The 23,422-nt window shown below is 36.8% G+C and carries 16 protein-coding genes, 2 tRNA genes and 3 pseudogenes; 16 read left to right on the forward strand and 5 right to left on the reverse strand.

Translation table 11 applies throughout. The features are described from left to right. The first annotated feature begins 15 nt into the window (after positions 1-15). From QHG57_RS03810 to QHG57_RS03830, 5 genes and pseudogenes are all read left to right on the forward strand, one after another. On the forward strand, positions 16-720 hold the full coding sequence (locus QHG57_RS03810) for an LbetaH domain-containing protein (RefSeq protein WP_330169508.1): 705 nt from the start codon (positions 16-18) through the stop codon (positions 718-720). Between the two features lie 72 nt (positions 721-792). Continuing rightward, a pseudogene (locus QHG57_RS03815) lies at positions 793-1,532 on the forward strand (ERF family protein). After that, positions 1,493-2,084 (forward strand): annotated as a pseudogene (locus QHG57_RS03820) (lambda exonuclease family protein). The pseudogenes QHG57_RS03815 and QHG57_RS03820 overlap by 40 nt, the downstream one beginning before the upstream one ends. Positions 2,085-2,186: 102 nt before the next feature. Then, positions 2,187-2,675: a DUF488 domain-containing protein gene (locus tag QHG57_RS03825; protein WP_330168881.1), complete on the forward strand. Its 489-nt coding sequence runs from the start codon at positions 2,187-2,189 to the stop codon at positions 2,673-2,675. Between the two features lie 95 nt (positions 2,676-2,770). Then, positions 2,771-2,977, forward strand: a pseudogene (locus QHG57_RS03830) (helix-turn-helix transcriptional regulator). Between the two features lie 81 nt (positions 2,978-3,058). Here the strand turns inward: QHG57_RS03830 and QHG57_RS03835 are convergent. Then, positions 3,059-3,134 (reverse strand) — tRNA-Phe (locus QHG57_RS03835). Between the two features lie 402 nt (positions 3,135-3,536). Between QHG57_RS03835 and QHG57_RS03840 the strand changes: the two genes are divergently transcribed. The 3 genes from QHG57_RS03840 (at position 3,537) to QHG57_RS03850 (ending at position 8,018) form a co-directional block, all read left to right on the forward strand. Continuing rightward, positions 3,537-4,700: a phosphoserine transaminase gene (locus tag QHG57_RS03840; RefSeq protein WP_330168727.1), complete on the forward strand. Its 1,164-nt coding sequence runs from the start codon at positions 3,537-3,539 to the stop codon at positions 4,698-4,700. A gap of 365 nt (positions 4,701-5,065) precedes the next feature. Continuing rightward, on the forward strand, positions 5,066-6,355 hold the full coding sequence (locus tag QHG57_RS03845; RefSeq protein WP_330168728.1) for an adenylosuccinate synthase: 1,290 nt from the start codon (positions 5,066-5,068) through the stop codon (positions 6,353-6,355). 241 nt (positions 6,356-6,596) lie between these two features. Next, positions 6,597-8,018 carry a hypothetical protein gene (locus tag QHG57_RS03850; RefSeq protein WP_330168729.1) on the forward strand — a complete coding sequence of 474 codons (1,422 nt, stop codon included), beginning with the start codon at positions 6,597-6,599 and terminating at the stop codon, positions 8,016-8,018. A 192-nt stretch (positions 8,019-8,210) separates the two neighbouring features. Here QHG57_RS03850 and rpoH read toward each other — a convergent pair whose 3' ends face one another. From rpoH to QHG57_RS03865, 3 genes are all read right to left on the reverse strand, one after another. Continuing rightward, a complete protein-coding gene (rpoH, locus tag QHG57_RS03855) occupies positions 8,211-9,095 on the reverse strand; it encodes an RNA polymerase sigma factor RpoH (RefSeq protein ID WP_330168730.1) in 885 nt (294 codons plus the stop codon). A gap of 147 nt (positions 9,096-9,242) precedes the next feature. Beyond that, a complete protein-coding gene (locus tag QHG57_RS03860) occupies positions 9,243-10,247 on the reverse strand; it encodes an RluA family pseudouridine synthase (protein ID WP_330168731.1) in 1,005 nt (334 codons plus the stop codon). 28 nt (positions 10,248-10,275) lie between these two features. After that, positions 10,276-11,706, reverse strand: a complete 1,431-nt coding sequence (locus QHG57_RS03865; protein WP_330168732.1) for an aldehyde dehydrogenase family protein — start codon at positions 11,704-11,706, stop codon at positions 10,276-10,278. Between the two features lie 470 nt (positions 11,707-12,176). Between QHG57_RS03865 and QHG57_RS03870 the strand changes: the two genes are divergently transcribed. Both QHG57_RS03870 and QHG57_RS03875 read left to right on the forward strand, forming a co-directional pair. Further along, on the forward strand, positions 12,177-14,768 hold the full coding sequence (locus QHG57_RS03870; protein ID WP_330169510.1) for a DNA translocase FtsK: 2,592 nt from the start codon (positions 12,177-12,179) through the stop codon (positions 14,766-14,768). A 1,203-nt stretch (positions 14,769-15,971) separates the two neighbouring features. Further along, a complete protein-coding gene (locus QHG57_RS03875; protein ID WP_330168734.1) occupies positions 15,972-17,678 on the forward strand; it encodes a PAS domain-containing sensor histidine kinase in 1,707 nt (568 codons plus the stop codon). An 18-nt stretch (positions 17,679-17,696) separates the two neighbouring features. Here QHG57_RS03875 and mscL read toward each other — a convergent pair whose 3' ends face one another. After that, complete coding sequence (gene mscL / locus QHG57_RS03880; protein WP_330168735.1) at positions 17,697-18,104, reverse strand: large conductance mechanosensitive channel protein MscL; 408 nt, start codon at positions 18,102-18,104, stop codon at positions 17,697-17,699. A gap of 1,315 nt (positions 18,105-19,419) precedes the next feature. On the opposite strand from mscL, the gene QHG57_RS03885 reads away from it, so the two are divergent. From QHG57_RS03885 to QHG57_RS03910, 6 genes are all read left to right on the forward strand, one after another. Next, complete coding sequence (locus tag QHG57_RS03885) at positions 19,420-20,502, forward strand: quinone-dependent dihydroorotate dehydrogenase (protein WP_330169511.1); 1,083 nt, start codon at positions 19,420-19,422, stop codon at positions 20,500-20,502. A 136-nt stretch (positions 20,503-20,638) separates the two neighbouring features. Beyond that, positions 20,639-20,715, forward strand: a tRNA-His gene (locus tag QHG57_RS03890). 544 nt (positions 20,716-21,259) lie between these two features. Then, entirely contained in the window at positions 21,260-21,448 is a 189-nt protein-coding gene (locus QHG57_RS03895) for a hypothetical protein (protein ID WP_330168737.1), read from the forward strand. Between the two features lie 213 nt (positions 21,449-21,661). After that, positions 21,662-22,096, forward strand: coding sequence for a hypothetical protein (locus QHG57_RS03900; protein WP_330169512.1), 435 nt, complete (start codon positions 21,662-21,664; stop codon positions 22,094-22,096). A 26-nt stretch (positions 22,097-22,122) separates the two neighbouring features. Beyond that, positions 22,123-22,314, forward strand: a complete 192-nt coding sequence (locus tag QHG57_RS03905; protein ID WP_330169513.1) for a hypothetical protein — start codon at positions 22,123-22,125, stop codon at positions 22,312-22,314. Positions 22,315-23,046: 732 nt separating this feature from the next. Beyond that, entirely contained in the window at positions 23,047-23,406 is a 360-nt protein-coding gene (locus QHG57_RS03910) for a hypothetical protein (protein ID WP_330168739.1), read from the forward strand. Positions 23,407-23,422 lie beyond the last annotated feature (16 nt).

Raw genomic sequence — 23,422 nt, forward strand, 5'->3', positions numbered from 1 at the left:
GGAAAAAAATACGAATTGACTGATGAAACAACAGAGGTTGATGGCAAAACCTTTCACCGAATTAAAGCATTAAGAAGTTTTGGAGACGTCAAAAAAGGAGATCTTGGTGGCTTTATTGAAAAGGAATATAACTTAGGTCATGATGGCAATTGCTGGGTGTATGATGATGCCAAGGTGCTTGAAAGCGCTACCATTTTTCATAATGCCAAGATATTTGATGGCGCCTGTATTAGTGGAAATGCTTCAGTTTATTCTGATGCACAAGTTTACAGTCGTGCTGTTGTTTTTGGTAATGCCGAAGTTTCTGGTAGTGCACATGTTTTTGGTGATGCTGTTGTTCGCGACAAATCTCGTGTTTACGGTGATGCAGAAGTTTACAATGACGTACTCATTTATGGTGACGCAGCAGTTTTTGAGAATGCACGAATAAAGAATAGTGCCAACATTTACGACAATGCTCGTGTATATGGGAACGCAATAATTTGTGGTCCTGCTCTCATTTATAACAATGCTAAAGTTTATGGTGATGTCATTATATCATGCTCCAATTTCACGTATGGAAATGATGTTAATTATGGAAATGTTGAGATTTTTGGAGATGAAAAAGTTTATGATAGTGCTCGCATTTATGACGCAGTCAAGATTTTTAGAAATGCCAAAATTCGTGGATTAGCTAATATTCGCGGAAACACGAGAATTCCTCAAGACATAAAAATTTAACAACCAACCAGCCTTTTAACACCAGCGTGATTCACGCCACGGGTGAATTGCGCTCCAATGGAGGAAATCAAGATGAGTGAACAAAACACTAACCTAACAGAAGTTGAAAAAACACATCACTTAGCCGTCGAACAAACTGCTATGGAACGCATTTTAAACAGAGCCTTAGAAAATGATATCGATATGGACCGTCTCGAGCGTCTCATTGCCTTACGAGAAAAAGAAATAGAACGACAAAACTACGAAAGATTTGCCACTGATCTTTCGAATATGCAAATAGAATATCAAAAAATACAAAAAAACTCTACAAACACCCATACAAACAGCCAATATGCACCCCTTGACCAGTACATTGATGCTGTAAAGAAGCCTCTTGCAAAACACCGTTTTGCTTTGTTTTCTCGTATCAAAGAACAGAGTTCAGACAATATAATTATAGAAATGACTTTGACACATCCGTCTGGGAATAAAATCTCAACAGAAGGAACATTTCCTTTTGACGCTACAGGGAGCAAAAACAACATACAATCGGTTGGTTCTACTCTCACCTACGCACGTAGATATCTCTTAGGCATGCTTCTTAATCGCTTAATAATGAATGAGATCAGAGAATTAATGGAACAGACACAGTCTGAAGAAAGCAAACTTCTCTCTTTCATAGGAGTAAAAAAATTCACAGATATGTCTTATAAACAAGCCTAAACCGCTTTGTTTTCTTTGAAAAAAAGCAACGCTCGCAAATAAATAAAGAACAACAAACGGCGGGTGTGAGATGGAGCAACGAACAGCAGAATGGTTTCAAGCGCGGCTAGGAAAAGTCACGGCATCTAATGTTTACAACGTACTCAGTAAGACAGCAAAAGGTTTGCCTACAAGCAAATATGAAGATTACAAAATGAAACTCATGACAGAACGTTTAACAGGGGAAATAAGCCAATCTTATACAACACCTGCTATGCAATGGGGCATTGAACATGAAGAGAATGCTTTGAGAGAATATGAATTCATTTATGACACAGAAGTCACAAGATGCGGGTTTATCCCACACCCCAAAATGGCAATGGCTGGTGCAAGTCCTGATGGGTTCATTGGAGAGGACGGTTTAATCGAAGTCAAATGTCCACAATCAACAACCCATCTTCGTTTTTTTATGTATGACGAAATCAAGCCTGAATATCTCGCGCAGATGCAATTCCAAATGGGCATGTACAGGACGCAAATGGTGTCATTTCATTAGCTATAATCCAAACTTTGTAGGCAAATCTACTGGTTTGAGAATGAAAATCAAACGCATCAATCGTGATGAGAAACACATTGAAGAGATCAATAAAGCGGTCGAAATCTTTTTAGGGGAAATAGAATAAGAGATGCAAAAGATTTTGAGAAAAGCCGCTTAAACCTATGGGGGTGCTCTCTCCTTCTCCTCTTTCCTAAGCACCCCCACCCATTTACTAAGGAAATTAAACGTGTGTAACATCAAACATATTATCATACAGCCTGCTAAAGATGAGGAATTTTGTTTTTTTACCATTGGCTATGAAGGGAAGTCCCTTGAGAATTATCTTAAGAGTCTCATAGAAAACAATATCAAAACTTTATGTGATGTTCGTAAAAATCCAATAAGTAGAAAACACGGATTTTCAAAAAGACAATTAGAGAAAGCTGTAAGCAATATTGATATTGAATATATGCATATGCCTGAACTTGGAATTGCTTCTGAAAAACGAAGAAATTTGAAAACACAAAAAGATTATGACCGCCTTTTTGAAGATTATCAAGATACAACTCTCAAGAATAATTCTTGTGCAATAAACAAATTATATCAAATATTTTTAAACAAAAAGCGCGTTGCAATCACCTGTTTTGAAGCCAATGTATGCATGTGCCATAGAGGACAACTCGCATTAGCTCTTACTCAATTGCCTGATTGGAAATATGAAATTGAACACATCTAAAAAATAAACTTGCATATTTTTAAAAGTTGGAGTGCTTCACATGCCTTCCAGCCCCCCACCCATTTAATTAACATAAAAAAGAGAAAGGTAATGAGATGATATTTGATGATATGGAGATAGATATGTAACGACACGTGAGTGTGCACAGCTTTTTAGTGTATCGACAACCACGATTCGCAATTGGGTGCTTCAAGGGGTTATTTCCGGAGCCATATAAGCTAGGGAGAGCCGTAAGGTGGAGAAAAAAAGAGATCTTAGCCTTCACTCCAAAGAAAAATAAGGAGCAAATAAGAACAAATTAGGTAGAATTATATAAACTGTAGAAGGTGGTCTAAAAGGTGGTCTGAAAATGGTATATATTTCAATATATTAAACACAAAAAGTGGTGCCCAGACGCGGATTCGAACCACGGACACGCGGATTTTCAGTCCGCTGCTCTACCAACTGAGCTATCTGGGCATGCTTTATAAAAAATATAAAGCGCTTGCGGTTATAACATTAAAATTTTCTCTGTCCAGTCATCAAAAGAAAAATAATTGATTTTTTAATAAGTTTATCTCCCTATTCTAGAGAGTTATCAATGAATCTTTATCATAAAATAAATTTGATAGGTATATTGGACACGTTAGTGTATTGTTATTAGAATGCTATCTTATCGTGGTGATAAAACGAAAAAAAATTAAAAGAATCAATTGAGAGGTATAATTAAGAAAGATTTTTTTATAAAGTTTCTGTGAATTTTAAGTTTACGAAATAATAGAACATATTTTTGACTTTTTTCTAAAAAGACGCTTGATTAGTCTTTATAATAATTTGTTTTTCTTTATAAAGGAAGCAAAAACATCTAAAAGGGGAGAAATAATGATAATATCACAAAAACCAAGCAGTCGTCCCAATAATACTAATTTTTCTTCAGGTCCTTGTAGCAAACGACCTGGTTGGACTCTTGATGTTCTTAAAAATGCATTAGTTGGGCGTTCACATAGATCTAGAGAAGCAGAATTAAAACTTGCTGAAGTTGTTAATTTAACTCGTGAGATTCTTGAAGTTCCTTCCGATCATCGCATAGGCATTATGCCAGGTTCAGATACCGGTGCTGTTGAGGCTTCTCTATGGTCTTTATTAGGTGAGCGGGGCATTGATATGGCGGCGTGGGAAAGTTTTGGATTTGGGTGGAATAAAGATGTTGTTGAGCAATTAAAGCTTTCTGATGTGCGCCGTTTTGAAGCCCCTTATGGTGAAATACCAGATTTAACACAACTTGATTTTGATCGTGATGTTGTTTTTACATGGAATGGGACAACTTCTGGTGTGCGTATTCCTAATGCGGATTTTATCCCGGATAAGCGGGCAGGATTGACCATTTGTGATGCAACATCTGCAGCTTTTGCACAATATCTTGATTTTTCAAAATTAGATGTTGTTACTTTTTCGTGGCAAAAAGTTTTGGGAGGTGAAGCAACACATGGTATGGTGATTTTAAGTCCTCGTGCTGTTGAGAGGCTTGAGAATCATGTTCCAGCTTGGCCTATGCCTCAACTTTTCTGTATGACAAAAAATGGAAAGTTGAACGAAGATATTTTTAAAGGAAAGATAATCAATACACCTTCTATGCTTTGTGTTGAAGATTTTCTTGATGGGTTGAAGTGGGCAAAGTCTCTAGGAGGTGCAGCGGCATTAAGAGCACGGGTTGAGAAAAACTTTTCTGTACTTGATGCTTTTGTTCGCAAAACACCATGGTTAGAATATTTGGCAAAAGATCCTGAAGTGCGTTCTAACACCGCTATTTGTTTAGATATTGTGGATCCAGTGATTACTGCTTTGGATACGGAAAAGCGAGTATCTTTTATAAAAGCGGTTGTAAAACGTCTTGATGAGGAAGGGGTTGCTTATGATATCGGTTCGTATCGCGATGCTCCTCCTGGACTTCGAATTTGGGCAGGTATAACAATTGAGGCTTCCGATCTTGAAATTTTAACACAATGGCTTGAATGGGCGTTCCAAGTTGAAAAAGCACAGCTTTAAATTACTGGCAATTTTCACAACGCGTTTTTAAACAAAAAAGGATACGAGAGATTATGATGATCTTTCGTATTCTTGTATCAGACAAACATCTTCTAAATATTACATGAATTGTAAAAGATTAAGACAGGGAATGAATGCTCTGTCAGGTGTTGGGTCCGCACAAATTAAAATCTCTAATTTTTTTACTTTATTGTAGCAAAAATGACAGATTTAAAATATTTTGGTATTTACTTGTCTTTATTATCATAAATTTGAAAATTGAGAAAAATCTGAAATGAGGAGTCGCACTTGCTCTAAGGTTTCGTTATAAAGAAGTATTTGTTTTTGAATGCTGGTTTTTTTGACCAAACACGACGGAGAAAGTTATGGCCAATGTAGTTGTTGTCGGTACACAATGGGGTGATGAAGGCAAAGGTAAAATTGTAGATTGGTTGTCTGAGCGCGCAGATATCGTGGTGAGATATCAGGGGGGGCATAATGCTGGCCATACATTGGTTATTGATGGAGTTAGTTATAAATTATCACTTCTACCGTCTGGTTTAGTACGTGGAAAGCTATCAATTATTGGCAATGGTGTTGTTGTTGATCCTCATCATTTTGTTGCAGAATTAAAAAAATTATGTGATCAGGGTGTAAAAATTACACCAGAAATTTTACGGATTGCTGAAAATGCTCCCTTGATTCTTTCTTTGCATCGTGATCTTGATGCGATTCGAGAAAGTGGTTTATCGGATTTAAAGATTGGAACAACAAAGCGTGGTATCGGGCCGGCTTATGAAGATAAGGTGGGGCGCCGTGCTATCCGAGTGATGGATTTAGCAGAAAAAGATACGCTTATGGCTAAGATTGAGCGGCTTTTGAGACATCATAATGCTTTGCGTCGTGGGATGGGTGTTGCAGAGATTGATTCTCAAGCACTTTATGATGAATTAATGCAAGTCGCGGATAAAATTTTGCCCTTTATGGATTGTACGTGGCGTCTTTTAGATGAAGGTTATCGGAGGGGAAAACACATTCTTTTTGAAGGGGCGCAAGGTGCTTTACTCGATAATGATTTTGGAACTTATCCTTATGTGACATCATCCAATACAGTTGCTGGGCAGGCATGTACAGGGTCAGGGATGGGACCTGGCGCAATTCATTATGTTTTGGGTATTGCAAAAGCTTATACCACACGTGTTGGAGAAGGGCCGTTTCCGACAGAGCAGATAAATGATATTGGTGAATTTCTGGGAATACGTGGGCATGAATTTGGTGTTGTAACGGGTCGAAAGCGTCGATGTGGTTGGTTTGATTCTGTCTTAGTCCGTCAGATGGTAGTAGTTTGCGGTGTTCAAGGTATAGCATTGACAAAACTTGATGTTTTGGATGGTTTGGATGAAATAAAAGTTTGTATTGGTTATGAGCTTGATGGTAGAAGAATTGATTATTTACCTTCTTCTATGGGAGCCCAAGCCCGTGTGAAGCCTATTTATGAAACATTAGAGGGTTGGAAGGAAAAAACAGCCCATGTATTGAGGTGGGAAGATTTACCAATGCAGGCTGTTAAATATATACGCTATATTGAAGGACTGATTAACACAAAAGTGGCTTTATTATCTACGAGTCCGGAACGCGAAGATACTATTCTTATTACAGATCCCTTTGCAAATTGATTATTATTTTTAGGTTTCCATATAGATCTTTTGTTCATGTCTATATCTTTTAACAAAAAGAGTTTTTAAGAGCGCGTGAAAGAAAGGTGTAAAATAACATTGTTTATTTTTCATATTCATTTTACACTATGACGATAGTTGTACCAATATAAATGACAATAAATTTATGAACCTAAAATAAAGCTGTTTTGGCCTGAGTGCTAGGATTTCTTTGCTTAGTTTAAGAGAGATTATAGAGGAAATGGTAGATTTCGTTGAAATCTTAAAAAAGGCAATTAATGCACAAAATAATGTTACACCACAACTGCGTAAGCGGATTTATAAACGGGCTACTGAAACACTAGAATATCAATTTGTAACAGCAAAAATACCACAAGCAATAGCAGATGAACAAAGAAAGATTCTTCATGCTGCTATTGCAACTGTTGAAGAAGAATATTTAGCAGTTGAAAAGAAGTTGCTTTCTTCAGTTATTGGGTGGAATCCCACAAATGTAAATGAAGATAAGAAATATACAAAAAAAACTATATTACCAAAGAATAATGATTCCTCAGTAGTAGACATAAAAAGAAAGCAGGATTTTGTTACACGTCCAAAGGATAGCAAGTTATTTGATGAGTCTTGGGTATCAGATGTACCAGATGCAGAGCCTGTTAATATAGAGGCTGATGTGTTTTCTCAGCATATTAATAGCTGTGCGTTAAAGGTTTCTTCGTCGCAAGAAGATAATCCGCATATTGTTTCGCATATTTTTTCTCAGGCTTTACGTCGTGCTGATAAATCATTAGTGCAAAGGCGTATTGTGATAAGTGCTGTTTCTGTTGTTAGTTTTGCTGTTTTAACTATTGGTATTTTTTTTATTGGTGGTCGTGTATTTGTATCAAGTGATCATCAGGTGTTAGGAGAAAATCTTCAAGTTTCTCACGAAGTACCAAAGGTACTTTCGGTTAAGAGAAAGTTAACACAACGTTTATTAGAGGATGGGAGTGAAATTGATGTTGCTTTAAAACAAGCGACAGATTCTTCGAATGAAGAAGGAGTCTCAACAGTTGTTTCCAGCAATTTGCAATCGCTTGATAAATTAGGTGAAGCTGTTTTTTATCAAGCACGTACAAATTATGATGCAGAAAAGATAGCAACTGGAAGTGTTCGCTGGACGCTTATAAAGGAGTCTTATGTGAAGGGGGGGCCAGAAGAAACAGCCATACAAGGTGATATAACAATTCCCGATGAAGGGTTATCATTACGGTTAATTTTACGTCGCAATACCGATCGGTCATTTCCTGCTGCATATATTATGGACCTTATTTTTATTCTTTCTGATAAATTCTCAGGTAAAGCTATAAGCAGTGTTCAAGCATTAACCTTTAAAGCCAGTGAACAATCTATTGGGCAGACTTTAATAAGAACTATTTCTACAAAAATTAACGATGATTTTTTTCTTGTTGCATTGAGTGGTAATCATCCATTTCTTGACCGAAATTTACAATTGATGCGAGAATTAGATTGGATGCGTTTGGTGTTAACGGATAAAAACGGACGTACAAATGAATTAACCTTTGCAAAAGGACCAACGGGTGAGTCTATTTTCAATAAAGTTATTGGACAATGGCTTGCACAACAAGATAAGTTAACAGTTCTTGGTCAGAAAAATAAAACATAGATGCAAATAAAATAAAAGGTTATTTTTCGATATCGGTTTTTATTAGTTATATCAAACATGCTCAACAAAACCATACATCATAACTCAACGGATTCTACAGGCTAATTTACAAGGAAAAAGCCAATATATGCTTTTCTCATTTCTACTTTAAAAATGCGCAAATAATTGGCTTCATACCTAAATTCTAGAGTCTTATACTTGACTTTGAGATAAAGCAGAATCTCTAATAGAATTTTGCACTTTTTCAAATGCACGCATTTCAATTTGTCTTACTCGTTCTCGACTAATGTTAAATTCACCAGAGAGTTCTTCTAAAGTTAATGGTGTATCGTTTAAACGACGCGCTTTGAATATACGTTTTTCGCGTTCATTGAGATTGTCCATAGCATTTATAAGCATGGAACGACGATTCTCCAATTCACTTTTTTCAATTAAAACTTGTTCTTGATCGTTAGATTCATCCACCAACCAATCTTGTAACTCGCTGTTTTCTCCTTCTTTTGTACGAAGGGGTGCGTTGAGTGAAGTGTCGCCACCAAGTCGGCGATTCATTGATACAACTTCATCCTCTGAGACATTCAACTGGATTGCAATTTCTTTTACTTGTTCTGTATTGAGATCACCGCTATCAAGTGCTTGAAGTTTACTTTTTAATTTACGAAGGTTAAAAAACAAGCGCTTCTGATTAGCTGTTGTCCCCATCTTCACCAAACTCCAAGACCGCAATACATACTCTTGGATTGACGCTTTAATCCACCATATTGCGTAGGTTGCAAGACGAAAACCACGCTCTGGCTCAAAACGCTTAACAGCCTGCATAAGTCCAACATTGCCTTCTGAAATGACTTCCCCAATGGGAAGTCCATAGCCGCGATACCCCATTGCAATTTTAGCTACGAGACGCAAATGACTGGTTACTAGCCTATGCGCCGCTTTTAAATCATTATGCTCACGGTAACGTTGAGCTAACATATACTCTTCTTTTGGATCAAGCATTGGAAAACGACGTACTTCTTCCAAATAACGGTTTAATCCACCATCGCCTGTGGTTACTGATAACAAATTCATATGGGCCATAATAGCACCCTCCTTTTGTCTGAATTCCCTGATAAGGCAAATTCTATGTTTCAGATAATAATATCCGTGTACATTCACTTTAGCATATTTTTCAATTTTGTTCAAAAAAAGATATTTTATTGTGAAATCTTGAGAAGGAGAAAAGTTTCAATTCATTTTTTTAAAATGCTTAATAAGTTTAGCCATATCTTGAGGTAGTGATACGGAAAACGACATAACTTTACCAGTAGAAGGGTGTTCAAAAGTGAGACTTGCGGCATGGAGTGCCTGTCGATTGAAATGATCGATTGCATTTTTAATAGTGGGATTGAGTGTATTTGACTTTGTTTTAAAAGCGTTTCCATAAACTGTATCGCCTATGAGTGGATGCCCAATATGAGCCATATGAACACGGATTTGATGGGTGCGCCCAGTTTCCAAGCGACATTCCAGAAGGCTAGCAAAAGATGTTGAGTCTGCATGAGAGCCATATTTTTCTAGCAAAGAAAAATGTGTAACAGCATGACGGGCATAAGGGCTTTGGTTATGGATAACAGCTTGCTTTGTTCGGTTATGGGGTGAACGGCCAAGTGATGCATCAATTGTCCAAACATTGCGGTGAGGTGTCCCCCAAATCAGGGCATGATAGCGTCTGTCTAATGCACAGGTACGTCCATGATCAGAAAATTGAGCACTGAGCCTTTTATGAGCCAGATCATTTTTTGCAACAATCATAACACCACTTGTATTTTTATCGAGACGATGGACAATGCCAGGGCGTTTAACACCACCTATACCAGATAAACTATTACCGCAGTGATAAATAAGGGCATTCACCAACGTACCGGTCCAGTTGCCATTTCCAGGGTGAACAACAAGACCCGCTGGTTTGTTAATAACAATGATATGATCATCTTCAAAAAGGATGTCCAATGCAATAGCTTCAGCACTAGGTTCTGCATCACGAAGGTTAGGCATTGCCAATTCAATTATTTGCTTAGGTCTTAATTTTGTGTTTGGTTCCTTTATGAATTGACCATCAATTTTAAGATAGCCTTCACGGATGAGGGTTTGCAAACGTGAACGTGAGAACACATTATGATATTGTTTTGCTAGCCACTGATCAAGACGTTGCCCAAGAGCACCTTCATCCGTTATTTTTTGTATTACCATACGATTCCATTAGGTTTTTAATAAGATTTTACCAGTACGAAATTGCTTTACTATCGAGAAATTCTTTAATTCCCCAATGTCCCCCTTCACGGGCTCGTCCAGAAAATTTTACACCTCCAAAATAGCTTCCACTGGGTAATCCATGTCCGTTAACTTCTACCATACCCGAGCGTACTTGTGCCGCAATACGACGACATTTGTTGCGATCTTGTGATTGAATATAGTTTGTAAGACCATACTCAGTGTCATTCGTTAAAGCGACAGCTTCTTCTTCTGTATTAAAAGCAAGAATCGAGAGAACTGGACCAAAGATTTCTTCTTTGAAAATACGCATATGAGGTTTTACATCAGCAAAGACTGTTGGACGGACATAATAACCGCGTTCAATTCCTCTTGGTAAACCAGTTCCACCTGCAACAAGAGTTGCGCCTTCATCAATTCCCGATTGGATAAGATCTTGAATTTTATCATATTGTTTTTTTGAAACGACGGGCCCAATATGATTTCCTTCTTGGCAGTTTGGTCCTACTTTTGTTGTTTCTGCAATATCTTTGGCTATTTTTACGGCTTTGTCATAGATGCTCTGTTCCACAAGCATACGAGTCGGTGCATTACAACTTTGTCCACTATTATAAAAGCAATGTCGTGCCCCACGTTGAATAGCATCTGAGTCGGCATCAGCAAAGATAATATTCGCTCCTTTTCCCCCAAGTTCCAGACAGACTCTTTTTAAAGTAGCGCTAGCATTTTTAGAAATATCTTTTCCTGCTCTAGTTGAACCAGTAAAGCTAATCATTTCTAGATCTGGGTGTGCTGATAGGTAAGAACCGACAGTTGCACCATCGCCATTGATTAAATTAAAAACACCGGCAGGAAGAGCAGCTTCATCTAAAAATTCAGCAAAAAGCATAGCAGAAAGAGGCGCAATTTCAGAGGGCTTTAACACCATGGTACAGCCAGCCAAGAGAGCAGGGATAACTTTAAGAGTTACTTGATTCATAGGCCAATTCCATGGCGTAATTAATCCTACCACGCCGATAGGGTCGTAGTGAAGAATTGCTTGCTCATTTCCCTTTATTAAAGTTTCTTGGAATGAAAACTCTTTATAAGCTTCGATAAAATTGCGAATATGGGAACTGCCAGTTGCAGTTTGGGCATTAAGCGCCATATCAATCGGTGCTCCCATTTCCATTGAAATGGTTTTTGCCATGTCTTTAGAACGTTTTTCATAGATATTTAGAATTTTTTCAACGAACCCAAGACGCTCACTTGGTGACGTTGTTTTCCATTTTTGAAATGCCTCTTTAGCCGCGTTAATTGCTTTATCGGCATCTTTTGTACTTCCAAGGCTAATGACAGCACAAGCCTCTTCTGTTGATGGATTAATGACGTCAAAATCGTGAGGAGTGCTTGGATCATCCCATAGACCATTAATATAAAATTTCCGTTTATTAAACATAATTCACTCCCTTTTTTCTGTTTGTGTTTATGTAATTATGATCATCTTAGTCTAAGCTGTTTTAAACGAGGATAACAAGGGTAATCTTATAAAAATGCGAGAAATTAGATCGTATTATGATAATTGAGCATCGAGAATCCAATAGAGCAACGCTTATATACCCATTTGTATTATTAGGACTAATTGCTTTTGTAAAATGGGAGAGAAAGAGAGGTATAGACAATTCTCCTGAAGCTTTTTTATCATGAAGTTTTCTTCAAAACAAATGAAATACGAGCTCTATAACACCATAAACCAGACAATTTATATCGTAAATATGCAGAAGGGAGGTTATGAATATGCATTATGGCATTATTTTTTTTCATTAAAAAGTAACCATCAGCAAAAGGTTATTAACCTTCGTATGATAGTTTCTACGAATTCTTTTTGAAAAGGTTATTTTTCTCATTGCTATAAATTTGTTGGGTGCCATGCATAATTCGAAAACAAAATCTATTTCTACGTCTTCTTTTTCTGATGATAGTACAAAAGATGCATCAAGAGAAGATTTATCTATTAAGATTACTGAGATATTTCCTTATCCGGAAGTATGGAAAAAGGCATTTACCCTTGGAAAAAATGTTCGTTTCACGCGAACCCCAGAAGTTGAAATTTTGCGTCGTCGTATAGAAACAGATCCAGTTTTTGCAAAACAGTTTAAAATTTTTACGAAGCAAGATCAAAAAAAAATTACAGATACAGATATTGCACGTTGCAACAAGAAAACAACAAACGTTCCATCAACAAAAAAAGTCATTAATCCTCAATCAATAGAAAATAAAACGTCGGTTTGTCATTCAACAGTTTTGAAGCAGTTGTCACGACAAGCTACTCGTATGCCGTCAGCAGATATCCTACTTGAGGAGGATGAACAAGAGCATAAATTACAAGTGGAAAATGTGCTACAAAAAATGAATCCTGCTTTGCATCTTTCCGATGATGCATTTTTTGAATGCATATCTTTGATATTTGAACATATGGATACCCAAACTTCAAAAGAGGACGAAACATCGATTGACACGACAAATAAAATTACATCCAATATTTCTTCTGCCTTTGATGAGTCAATAACTGCTCTTTACCGTGTTCTTGAATACCGCTTTCCACAACTCTATGATTCAATTACATCAGAATCTCCAGCGGAGCGGATGCGAGGCGTTGAGCAAATTTCTGATTTAATGCATACGAATAATGATATTACTAAAGAGTGCCCCTCTAAGCTTTCTGTTGAAGATTCCGCTCATACGTTAAGTGATACAGAGGCGTTAAACGATACTGAGGCACTAAGCGATTTTGAGTCTAGTACAGAGACGAAAAATACCAGTGATCTTATCGCCAATAATACTATTGATTGCATAACAAAGAATGTCACACCATCTTCAAAAGATTTGTCTGTGATGCAAGCAAACGGTAAAACGAAAACATTGCAATCTACCCGCGTGCCATTAAGCACTTATGATTCTTCTTTTATGCAAAATATTCAATCTATTGACTATGATGTTTATGAGTTTCCTCCGATCAATTTATTACAGGAACCTGTTTTTCATGAAGGTACGATGATTCCTCAGGAAACATTGGAACGTGGTGCTGGACTTTTAGAAAGTGTTTTGGAAGATTTTGGCATTAAGGGTGAAGTTATCCATGTACATCCAGGGCCAGTGGTTACAATGTATGAATTTGAGCCTGCTGCGGGTGTAAAGTCATCGCGCGTTATTAATCTTTCTGATGATATTGCACGTTCTATGTCTGCTATTTCTACACGCGTTGCTGTCATTCCTGGACGGAATGTTATTGGGATTGAGTTACCCAATGCGGTTCGTGAAACCGTTTATTTACGGGAATTAATTCAAACACGTTCTTTTCGTGAAAGTGAATTTAAACTTGCTCTTGCTTTGGGGAAAGGGATTAATGGTGAACCGGTCATTGCAGAATTAGCAAAAATGCCTCATTTATTGGTCGCAGGAACAACAGGATCAGGCAAGTCTGTAGCAATCAATACAATGATTTTGTCGATTCTTTATCGTATGACACCAAAACAGTGTCGTTTGATCATGGTTGATCCTAAAATGCTAGAGCTCTCTGTTTACGATGGCATTCCACATCTTTTAACACCTGTTGTAACAGATCCTAAAAAAGCAGTAACAGCTTTAAAATGGGCGGTTCGTGAAATGGAAGAGCGTTATCGCAAAATGGCTAAGTTAGGTGTACGTAATATTGATGGTTTTAATGCACGCGTTGCACTTGCGGCTCAAAAAGGTGAAATGATCATGTGTACTGTACAGTCGGGGTTTGATAAGGAAACAGGAGAAATGCTTTATCATGAAGAAGCCATGGATCTTACGCAGCTTCCTTATATTGTTGTGATTGTTGATGAGATGGCTGATCTCATGATGGTGGCAGGGAAAGAAATAGAGAATGCCATTCAGCGCTTAGCACAAATGGCGCGTGCGGCTGGTATTCATCTTATTATGGCAACGCAGCGCCCTTCTGTTGATGTTATTACAGGGACAATTAAAGCAAACTTTCCTACCCGCATTTCTTTTCAAGTGACATCAAAAATTGACAGTCGTACGATCTTAGGTGAACAAGGTGCTGAAACGCTTCTAGGTCAAGGAGATATGCTTCATATGGCAGGTGGGGGACGTATTGTGCGTGTTCATGGACCTTTTGTCTCTGATGAAGAAGTTGAATCCATTGTTGCACATCTTAAACTGCAAGGAAAACCTGATTATTTAGCAACCGTCACGGATAATGAAGACGATAACAAAGAGGATTCTTCTACTGATTCGACAGTTGAAGTTTCTGAGGGGGAAAATTTTGATGAAGAGGGGGAGGAGCTTTATAATCAAGCTGTGAAGATTGTTATGCGTGATAAAAAATGTTCAACATCTTATATTCAGCGCCGACTTTCAATCGGCTATAATAAAGCAGCTTCTCTTGTTGAGCGGATGGAAGAAAAAGGCATTGTTGGAGCCGCTAATCATGTGGGAAAACGTGAAATTTTACTCAATGCAGGGAAATAAAAAAGCACATTTTAATGTGCGATTTTTAAAATGTTTAACAGTTATTATTTAAATAGCGAATGCTTGTTTTATTTTTCAAAGAAGATGTGGCCATGTATTTATTTTATAATAATATTAAAAAATTGAGTGGAGAGTAATAAAAGCAAAAGCGATCTTTTGACTGCTGATGAGGTAAGCAAGCTGATACCAAAGGGGAGATGTTTTTAACATTTCTAGATGATCTGGAATGTAAAGAAATTAAACAAATCTTTATACGAAAACAAATGTTTTTTATTCTCTTTTCTGATTGCAGAAAAATTCTTTGGTTAAATAATGCAGTGGTATATTTTTTGTTTTCTCTTCTATAGCGGTTCTGATGAAAGAAAGGTCTTTGGGGGATTATGGAGAGCATCATAAGAAGAGTATCCAATATGCAAATTTTGTTACATTGGGTGCTTTTAAAGTACTATGCTAAATTTGTTATCATTTGATATTATTGGCACAAGAAAGGTGTTCTTACGAGAAACTTTATTTGAAAAAGAAGTTTTTATTTCTATTTTTATAATGCAATATTATGCAATATATTGATTTATAATAATAATTTATTCATTATAAAAATTGAATGAAAAATTTAAATATCGTATGATTTTCTCATTTCAAATCTATTTTTGGTGAAACAACGAAAATCGTTTTCTTGCGTATCATAATAATGTAGGGGTAAAAAAGTTAAAAAAAGAAATAAAAAGGCTGCTTATAAATGCTTTTAAATGCCAATAACTATTGGTAACATTAGGGGCTGAAATTAGTATAATGATGGTTCTAACCAGCTCTTTTATAAGCATAAAAATGTAATGTATAATGCCTTGATATCTATTATAGGGACCTTTACATTACACCATTCATGGATGCCATCGTAAAATAAGCTTATTGGAAGATATCTTTTTAAAATAGCTACATGAATGCGTAAAATAAGTATATTCTTTTTGAGTACTATTTATGCGAGGGAGATGTTACCATTATTGTAACAAGATTTATTACAATAATGGGTGAATAAGCAACAGAAGTTGGAGGGTTCTTTTTATTCTTGTTTTGTTGATGAAACAGTCAAAATTTTGCTACAGACAATGGATATGAGATACCAAGTTATTTTAACCAGAACAGGTAATTGTAAACAAACTAGCGTTATTCATTTGAGAGTAAATCCAACACTTTTTAGTTTTAATTATGCCATTAAAAGCAGATGAGTTGAAGTTAAATACAAATGAATTAAAATATCAGCAAGAAGCTTTTCGTTTTACACCAGAGCTTTTGCCGCGACCTTTTACGTGGGAAATCGATCACAATGGTTTATTTTGTGAAGTCTCAAAAGAGCTAGCTGAAGTTGTTGGTCCTCTCTCTGCCTCTATTTTAGGATGTAGTTTTCATGAGCTTGCTCATCAATTTAATGATGATCGATATCTGGTTCTCAGTCGTTTTATTAAAGCAGCTATGCCTTGGAGTAAAGAGATTGTTCAATGGCCTGTTGATGGTTGCTTACAATGGCTTGATGTTGAATTGTCGGCTTTGCCAATTTTTGATGTTAAAAAGCAGCTTAAGGGGTTTCGTGGCTTTGGTGTTTTAAAAATACGAGAAAAAGTTCAAGAAAAAAGAGACAAAAAGCTGGAAACAGAAATGCCATGTCTTACGGAGATAGAACGATCAGCTTTTCATGAGATTGCAGAGCAATTGCGTGATGAATTGAATTCATCGGTAAAAGAAGAAAATTTAATTGAAGAAACAGCTATTCAGTTACCATATGCACAAATAACGCCGGTAAATGCTATAGAACAAGCTCTCGTAAAAGAGCCGGCTGTAGTTTTATCATTGTTGGATACAGCAACAGATGGTGTTTTATGGTTGGATGAAGATGGCTTTATTCAATCAGCAAGTAGGGCAGCTTTAGCATTAATGGGTTATGAAATAAATGAACTACGAGGACAGCCACTCTCTTCATTATTTACTTTGCAAAGCCAACTTTTGATTGAAAAATATTTTAAATCAATCCGTATGGAGCGGAAAAATCAGGTTTTAAATCACAGTGAAACAGCTGATTTAATGACGAGAGACCATAAAAATATAACCGTTTTGATAACGATTGTATTTTTGGCACAGCAAAGCAATTATGCTGTTATGTTGCGTGATAGGACACAAATAGTTTCATCAGGAGAAAAAAAAGTAGAAGAGGATAAAATCGCTGGGGTTGTTCATGAAATACGAACACCTTTGAATGCTCTTATTGGTTTTGCAGAAATTATGAGAGAAGGCCGTTTTGGTTCGATAGAAAATGAGCGCTATCATGGATATTTACGCGATATTATTTCCTCTGGAAAACATATATTATTGCTGATTAATCAATTACTAGAATGCTCGAAGATAAATTATTCTGGTTCCAATAACCAGATTGATTCTTCCCTTATTTCTGAAACATTTGATGTGATATCTTGTTTACGTGCGACGATAGCTTTTCTTGAAACTCAAGCCAATCAGAACGGCATTATCATGCGCATTGTTGCTCCACCTCATGTTCCATTTATTCCTGTATCACAACAAATGTTTCGCCAGATTATATGGAATCTTCTCTCCAATGCTATTCGTTTTACACCTTTGGGTGGACAGATTATTGTTCACGTTTCTTATAGAAAAGAACGTGTAAAAATTTCAGTGAGTGATAATGGTATAGGGATGAACGAAGAAGAGATTATACAGGCACTGCAACCTTATGGTCAAGTAGAGCGCAAAGATGGCCGATCTGGTGATAGCGTTTTTATAGGAACAGGTTTAGGCCTCCCAATGTGTAAGGCAATGGTGGAAGAAAGTGGGGGACAATTTTTATTGTTCTCAAAACCCAATCATGGAACAACTGTGGAAATGTTTTTTCCTCGTGTTCCATGATGTAAATCTTGCATAAAATTATTTTTTCTTAGCTAAAAGATCTCTAATTTCTGTTAAAAGTTGTTCTTCTGAAGACATTTTTTGGGGGCTTTCTTCTTCTTTTCTACGGATTTTATTCATAGCTTTAACGAATAGAAAAAGAACCCAAGCAATAATGAGAAAATTGATAAGTAAAGTAATAAAGTGCCCGTAGCTAATGGTTGCTCCAGTTGCTTTGGCGGCACTTAAAGTTGCTTGTTTTTCGCCAGCAAGTTGAATAAACATATTAGAAAAATCAATTCCACCTGTAATCAGCCCAATGATTGGCATAAAAATATCGTTGACAATTGAGTTAACCAAGCTACCAAAAGCACCCCCTATAATTACACCGATAGCAAGATCAATCATATTACCTTTTAGAGCAAATTCTTTGAATTCTTTAAGCATTGCGGTTTCCCCTTTATGTGAGCGATATACGGTAATCTACTTACCGCTTTTGATGAAAAAGGAAAGGGCAGATTTTATTTTTAGGATTATATTACAATATTAATATTATTTTCAAAGAACTTTATAAAGTTTAATAAAGAGTATTAGGGCTCTATTTGAATGTACATAGAATATTTCCTAGATAAAGAGCTTTTTTGATAAAAACTATATCTGCTTTTTCAACAGAAAGTAGAAAACTGTAGCTTCATTTATATAATTGCCTCAAGATTTTTATGATAACATTAACAAAGAGAGATTTTTACAGAATACCACAAATGAGCAGCATTGAAAGTTGAGCTATCAGAAAGTATCTCAAATGAAGTACATATATTGGCATAAAAGAGAATTTAGGAATAAAAAATATAAGCACCGATGGAAGAAATAGATAGATGAGGCAGGAGTAAAACTTATAATTTAATTCCCCTTAATTCAGTAAGCGATAATAGCAATTAGGAGGGCATTATGGCTGATCTAAAAGCTATTTGTACTGGGTTGCATGAGCTAAAATGGCGATAATTTCGAGGGAAGAAACACATTTTATCTGCTGGAAGATTGTATCAGTTTATAAATAGCAGAGCTCCAGGGTTTGCAAGATCATTTTGGTTGGGAAGTCGTTGGTATGATAGGTGTGAGTTCAATGATCAACTGTCATTACTTAAACTATATATTAGACAGAGCACTTATAGATACTAAATTGTATTTAGCGCATCAGAAATGGCAAAGAAAACAACGCAGATTCTTCAAAATTACATCAATAGAGTACAAATGATTGAATATCCTGTTGCTAATAAATGGCGCAACAATAGTATGGATTTAGATGATTTTATGAACCATGTATTCTATAAATGCTAGGAAAAAAATAGCTTTATAGAGCAAGCTCTGTTTTTATTGGAAATAATATTACACAAAGGAACTTTGGGAATAGGGATAATTTGCGTGCATTTTTAAGAGAATTATGAGCTTGCCTGCATGAGATGTCACAAAACCATGGCTTTTATGAAGAGCCATTGATGTTTCAATTCATGCTGCATTTTATAAGATTAGGATTCACATTTTAATCTTTAAAAAATGTCGAAAAAGAGAAACGTTTTTTTAAGAATAAAAAGTTTTTCACACAGTATACATCAATATAAACATGTATGGCTATTATGTGATAAATTTTCTTCTAGAAGGGAAATATTATTTGGATAATATGCTCTCTTTGATTGGTGATCTTTTGTGTTAAAAGATATAGGTGAGGTGCGATGGATCATTTTTATGTTGTGGAGAAGGATTGATGAGTTTTTTTCGTTGTATTGGCCGTTCTGCCTTATTTATGTTGGATCCAGAGCATGCACACTGTTTAGCAATTCTCGGGCTGAAAAGTGGATTAAATGGCTGTCAAAAGGTTATCGATAAACGTTTGTGTGTAGCTGTTGCTGGACTTGAGTTTGAAAATTTTATTGGTCTCGCAGCGGGGTTTGATAAAAATGCAGAGGTTATGGATGGTATTTTTCGTTTAGGATTTGGTTTTACTGAAATTGGGACAGTGACACCAAAGCCTCAGATTGGAAATCCTAAACCACGGCTTTTTCGTTTAAAAGAAGATGAAGCGATTATTAATAGAATGGGCTTTAATAATGATGGACATCAAGTTGTTTACAACAGATTACGTGCGTGTAAAAAAACGGGTGTTGTAGGAGTCAACATTGGAGCCAATAAGGATACGGTCGATAAGATTGATGATTATACTGTTGGTATTGCTCATTTTTATGATGTTGCTGATTATTTTACGGTTAATATCTCTTCTCCTAATACACCAGGTTTACGTGATTTACAGGCCCGTGACAGTTTGCATCTTTTGTTGAGTGCAATTTCGAAAGCGCGAAAAGAGCAAGAGAAAAAGCATGGATTCTCCATTCCCATTTTTTTAAAAATTGCTCCAGATTTATCAGAGAAAGAATTGGATGATATTGCAGAAGAAATAAAACTTTCTGATTTTGATGGACTGATTGTTTCTAATACAACTCTTTCACGTCAAGGTCTTAGCAATAGTCATTTCAGCAATGAAGAGGGGGGGCTTTCTGGACGTCCACTTTTTGAGCGCTCTACCATTGTGCTTGCAAAAATGCGTCAAAAATTAGGGAGGGAGATTGCAATTATTGGTGTTGGCGGTGTAAAGGACGCACAAACCGCTTTGGAAAAAGTAAAAGCTGGCGCAGATTTGGTACAATTGTATAGTGGGATGGTTTATGAAGGTCCAGATCTTGTAGTAACTATTCTGCAAGAGATTTTGCAGATGATGCAACAAGACGGTGTTGATAACATAAAAGATTATCGTGATCATAGTCTTGAGCATTGGGCAAAATTTCCTTTGTAAAAAACATTTTTCTTCACAAAAAATTGCGAGATTTTTTTAAAGGGACTTGCAAACTTTGTTGAACTTCCTTATGTCACATAAACAAATAATAAATGTTTACGAAATCGTGAATAGTTATGATAGACTTGCTTTTTATGCGGTTGTAGCTCAGTTGGTTAGAGCGCTGGTTTGTGGCACCAGAGGTCGTAGGTTCAAATCCCACCAACCGTACCATTTATCTTGTTACAACTTTTCTAATTCTTATTTAGTGCGATTTTTGCTGTGGTTAAAAGCCGTGCTTGGCGGGCTTTTTTGCGTGTGAGCCGTCACGGAGCAGAGATCTTGCGCGGATGATTTTTCTCAAATTTTGCCCAAAACGGAATGATACGATCAATAATCGCTTGAAATATAAATGGGTTAACTAAATCTATGATTCTGATTGCAATTGCAACAATAAATATCTCTATCAGTATATTTATATACTTTTAGTATATTTTGTAAACCAAGAGAATCTTATTTGCCTTTCATTATTATTGTTCATAATATAAACATTAAGCTTAAACACATAAAATAAGTAAGCATAAATTTACTAAAATATGCCATATTTTTGACACAATGTCCTTGATTTTGTCAACTATATATTATGAATATGAACTTGCATGAAAGTGCATTCATATCTCCAGGGGTGTTTCGGTGGTTGATTATGGGGAAGCCATTCTGGCGCGGGGACATAAGTAACCTTGGGGGATTTATTTATACACTAAATTGGAGAAAATAAATGGGAAGTTCAAGTGGTTCGCACGATTATTGCAGTGCCGATAATTTTAGTAGCAAATATAACTCTGGTACTGCGTTTGGTAGCAAGTATGGTGGTAAGGTTGGCCTTGCGAGTGGTATTGTCGTAGGATTGGTAACGCGTAATCCTATGACTGGCATGGCCGCAGCAAGCTTGGGGCTAAAAGTGTAGGCGATCGATTCGGAGGCACCATAGGCGGTTATGCTGGTTATGGTGTGGCTGCTGCCCAGTGTGGCACACAGTTTTTGGGTCAATCTATTGCTAATTCAGGTGGTGGGATGTTGACGCGCTTTTGATGTAGTTCTTTGGGTTATCCTAAAGCCTAGAACGGTGGTACTGTAAAAGGTGCCACCTTTATGTTTGGAATATTGCACAGGAGGAGCTATGGGCGCGTTTGGTTTAGTGCTCGCTTATTTTTGTCTGTGGTTTGGCATGTATCTATTCTTCAAAACTATTGCTATTAATGGAAAAAGCATGTTATACAAAGGGAGCATGGTTGCATTCATAGTGGCGGCATTGGTTGTTCCTCCCATCATATATATCTTTGAGTATATAGACGATGTGCCGATAACATCTTCTCATGTTGCTATAATTATGTTCTTTCTTTCTTTTTGCATTGAATTTATACCCAATATAGTAAACAATATAAAATGCTTTAGTTTGGCCATTATCGCAAGTTGCCCCATTTTTTTCATCGCAGCTGGTTTTATTGTTATGAGTGATGACGTTCTGTTAGATTTTTTTGATCTGCAGCTTTGGAGCTATATTTATCTGCTTTTCATTATTCCGTTGATGATAGGGGGGCTCGCTATGTCCTAATTACTAAAGCTTTGAAGGAAAAATCTATGTCAGTGCTAGATTTAAGCATTTGCATTGGCTGTGGGTTTGCCATAGGCGTCTTTTTTGTGTCATCACTGCTTTTATCAGACCTTCGAGAAATCTATCAACAGATAGGTTTTGCAAACAGGGAGGCAGTGAAAAAAATGTTTGATTATGCGGTGTTTGGTTTCGCTATTCTAACGGGCCAAGTTTTTTGACATTTTTGATGGTTCTCTTTGTTACTACAAAGAAATATTATTGGTTGCTCCTTGATGTTCTTGCAGAGCTGTTTTTTAGCCTCTTTGTTTCTTATTATGTAGCGTTTGTTCATACAGATGATGACTATGGAATGGTTAGAAATTGGATTTGTTTGATGTTTGTTGTTTATGTGTACGCGCATTACATTAAATCAAAGAATGTGAAGCTTAGCGTGATTAACCCGTTTAAAAAGAAAACTGAGTGAGAAGACAGGAAACTATAGTTCTTTGGGTTATCCTAAAGCCTAGAGCAGCCAACCCAGGAGGGGCAGTTTCTAGAGCAATAGTAGGCGGGGTCCCGTGGCGCAGCCGCGGATATTGCTAAAGCTGGTTGGGATTGTGCTCGCTCTAAGTGGTGAAATTGTTGTTTGATCTGGCTTTTTAACAAGGTAAAGTCCTTGCTAAGGGGTACGCTATCAGCCTCTTAGCAGGGAGTTTTTCTCCCGCAATAATATCTTGCTATGCTTGGGAGGGCAAGGCGCTTTAAGGAAATTATATGTCTGACTTAATTTTTAGAATGCTGCTTAGTTTTGGGATAAGTTCCAGCCCTCGTCTCCTTAAAAACAATGGCTTGTTGGGCGAGCGCGTCATTTTGGGGGGCTAGCTGGCCTTTCCTGCGCTATCATCTTCGCTTATCCACATAGTGAAAGTGGGCTTCCAGACTTATCTTTGCTTTTGGTATGTTATATTGGCATGCTTTTAATTCTGCACGAGCACTACTTATATAAATATTTAGTTCTTGGATTCTGTGGTGCAGTTGCTGCCTTGTGTATTGGGGCAGGTTTTGTATATTTGAGCTCTTTGTTGCCATTGCCTGCTTTGTCTGCTGCTAATAATAGCCAGCAGCAGGTGGTGCATTACATGAGTTTGGTTGCTGTAAACTATCCCTTTTTTATCCTTTTGATATCAGTTTTAACTGCGGAGCTTTTGCGTTTGTGGTTGCTTCGCGTATATAAGCCAGAATTAGCTGCGCGTGAGGTCCTTTATTTCGGGCTGGGCTGGGGTGTTCTAGACTTATGCTATAGACCCTCCAAGCTCTTTTTCTTTACTTGAATTACCGTGTTGATAG

Origin of the sequence: Bartonella grahamii subsp. shimonis (genome assembly GCF_036327415.1) — a bacterium.
In the GTDB taxonomy this organism is placed as follows: Bacteria; Pseudomonadota; Alphaproteobacteria; order Rhizobiales; family Rhizobiaceae; genus Bartonella; species Bartonella shimonis.

Bases quoted from the DNA above. Each gene is read 5' to 3' on its own strand.
- QHG57_RS03840 (WP_330168727.1), top strand. From the start codon at position 3,537: ATGATAATATCACAAAAACCAAGCAGTCGTCCCAATAATACTAATTTT.
- QHG57_RS03845 (WP_330168728.1), top strand. From the start codon at position 5,066: ATGGCCAATGTAGTTGTTGTCGGTACACAATGGGGTGATGAAGGCAAA.
- QHG57_RS03850 (WP_330168729.1), top strand. From the start codon at position 6,597: ATGGTAGATTTCGTTGAAATCTTAAAAAAGGCAATTAATGCACAAAAT.
- rpoH (WP_330168730.1), bottom strand. From the start codon at position 9,095: ATGGCCCATATGAATTTGTTATCAGTAACCACAGGCGATGGTGGATTA.
- QHG57_RS03860 (WP_330168731.1), bottom strand. From the start codon at position 10,247: ATGGTAATACAAAAAATAACGGATGAAGGTGCTCTTGGGCAACGTCTT.
- QHG57_RS03865 (WP_330168732.1), bottom strand. From the start codon at position 11,706: ATGTTTAATAAACGGAAATTTTATATTAATGGTCTATGGGATGATCCA.
- QHG57_RS03870 (WP_330169510.1), top strand. From the start codon at position 12,177: ATGCATAATTCGAAAACAAAATCTATTTCTACGTCTTCTTTTTCTGAT.
- QHG57_RS03875 (WP_330168734.1), top strand. From the start codon at position 15,972: ATGCCATTAAAAGCAGATGAGTTGAAGTTAAATACAAATGAATTAAAA.
- mscL (WP_330168735.1), bottom strand. From the start codon at position 18,104: ATGCTTAAAGAATTCAAAGAATTTGCTCTAAAAGGTAATATGATTGAT.
- QHG57_RS03885 (WP_330169511.1), top strand. From the start codon at position 19,420: ATGAGTTTTTTTCGTTGTATTGGCCGTTCTGCCTTATTTATGTTGGAT.
- QHG57_RS03895 (WP_330168737.1), top strand. From the start codon at position 21,260: ATGGGAAGTTCAAGTGGTTCGCACGATTATTGCAGTGCCGATAATTTT.
- QHG57_RS03900 (WP_330169512.1), top strand. From the start codon at position 21,662: ATGGGCGCGTTTGGTTTAGTGCTCGCTTATTTTTGTCTGTGGTTTGGC.
- QHG57_RS03905 (WP_330169513.1), top strand. From the start codon at position 22,123: ATGTCAGTGCTAGATTTAAGCATTTGCATTGGCTGTGGGTTTGCCATA.
- QHG57_RS03910 (WP_330168739.1), top strand. From the start codon at position 23,047: ATGCTTTTAATTCTGCACGAGCACTACTTATATAAATATTTAGTTCTT.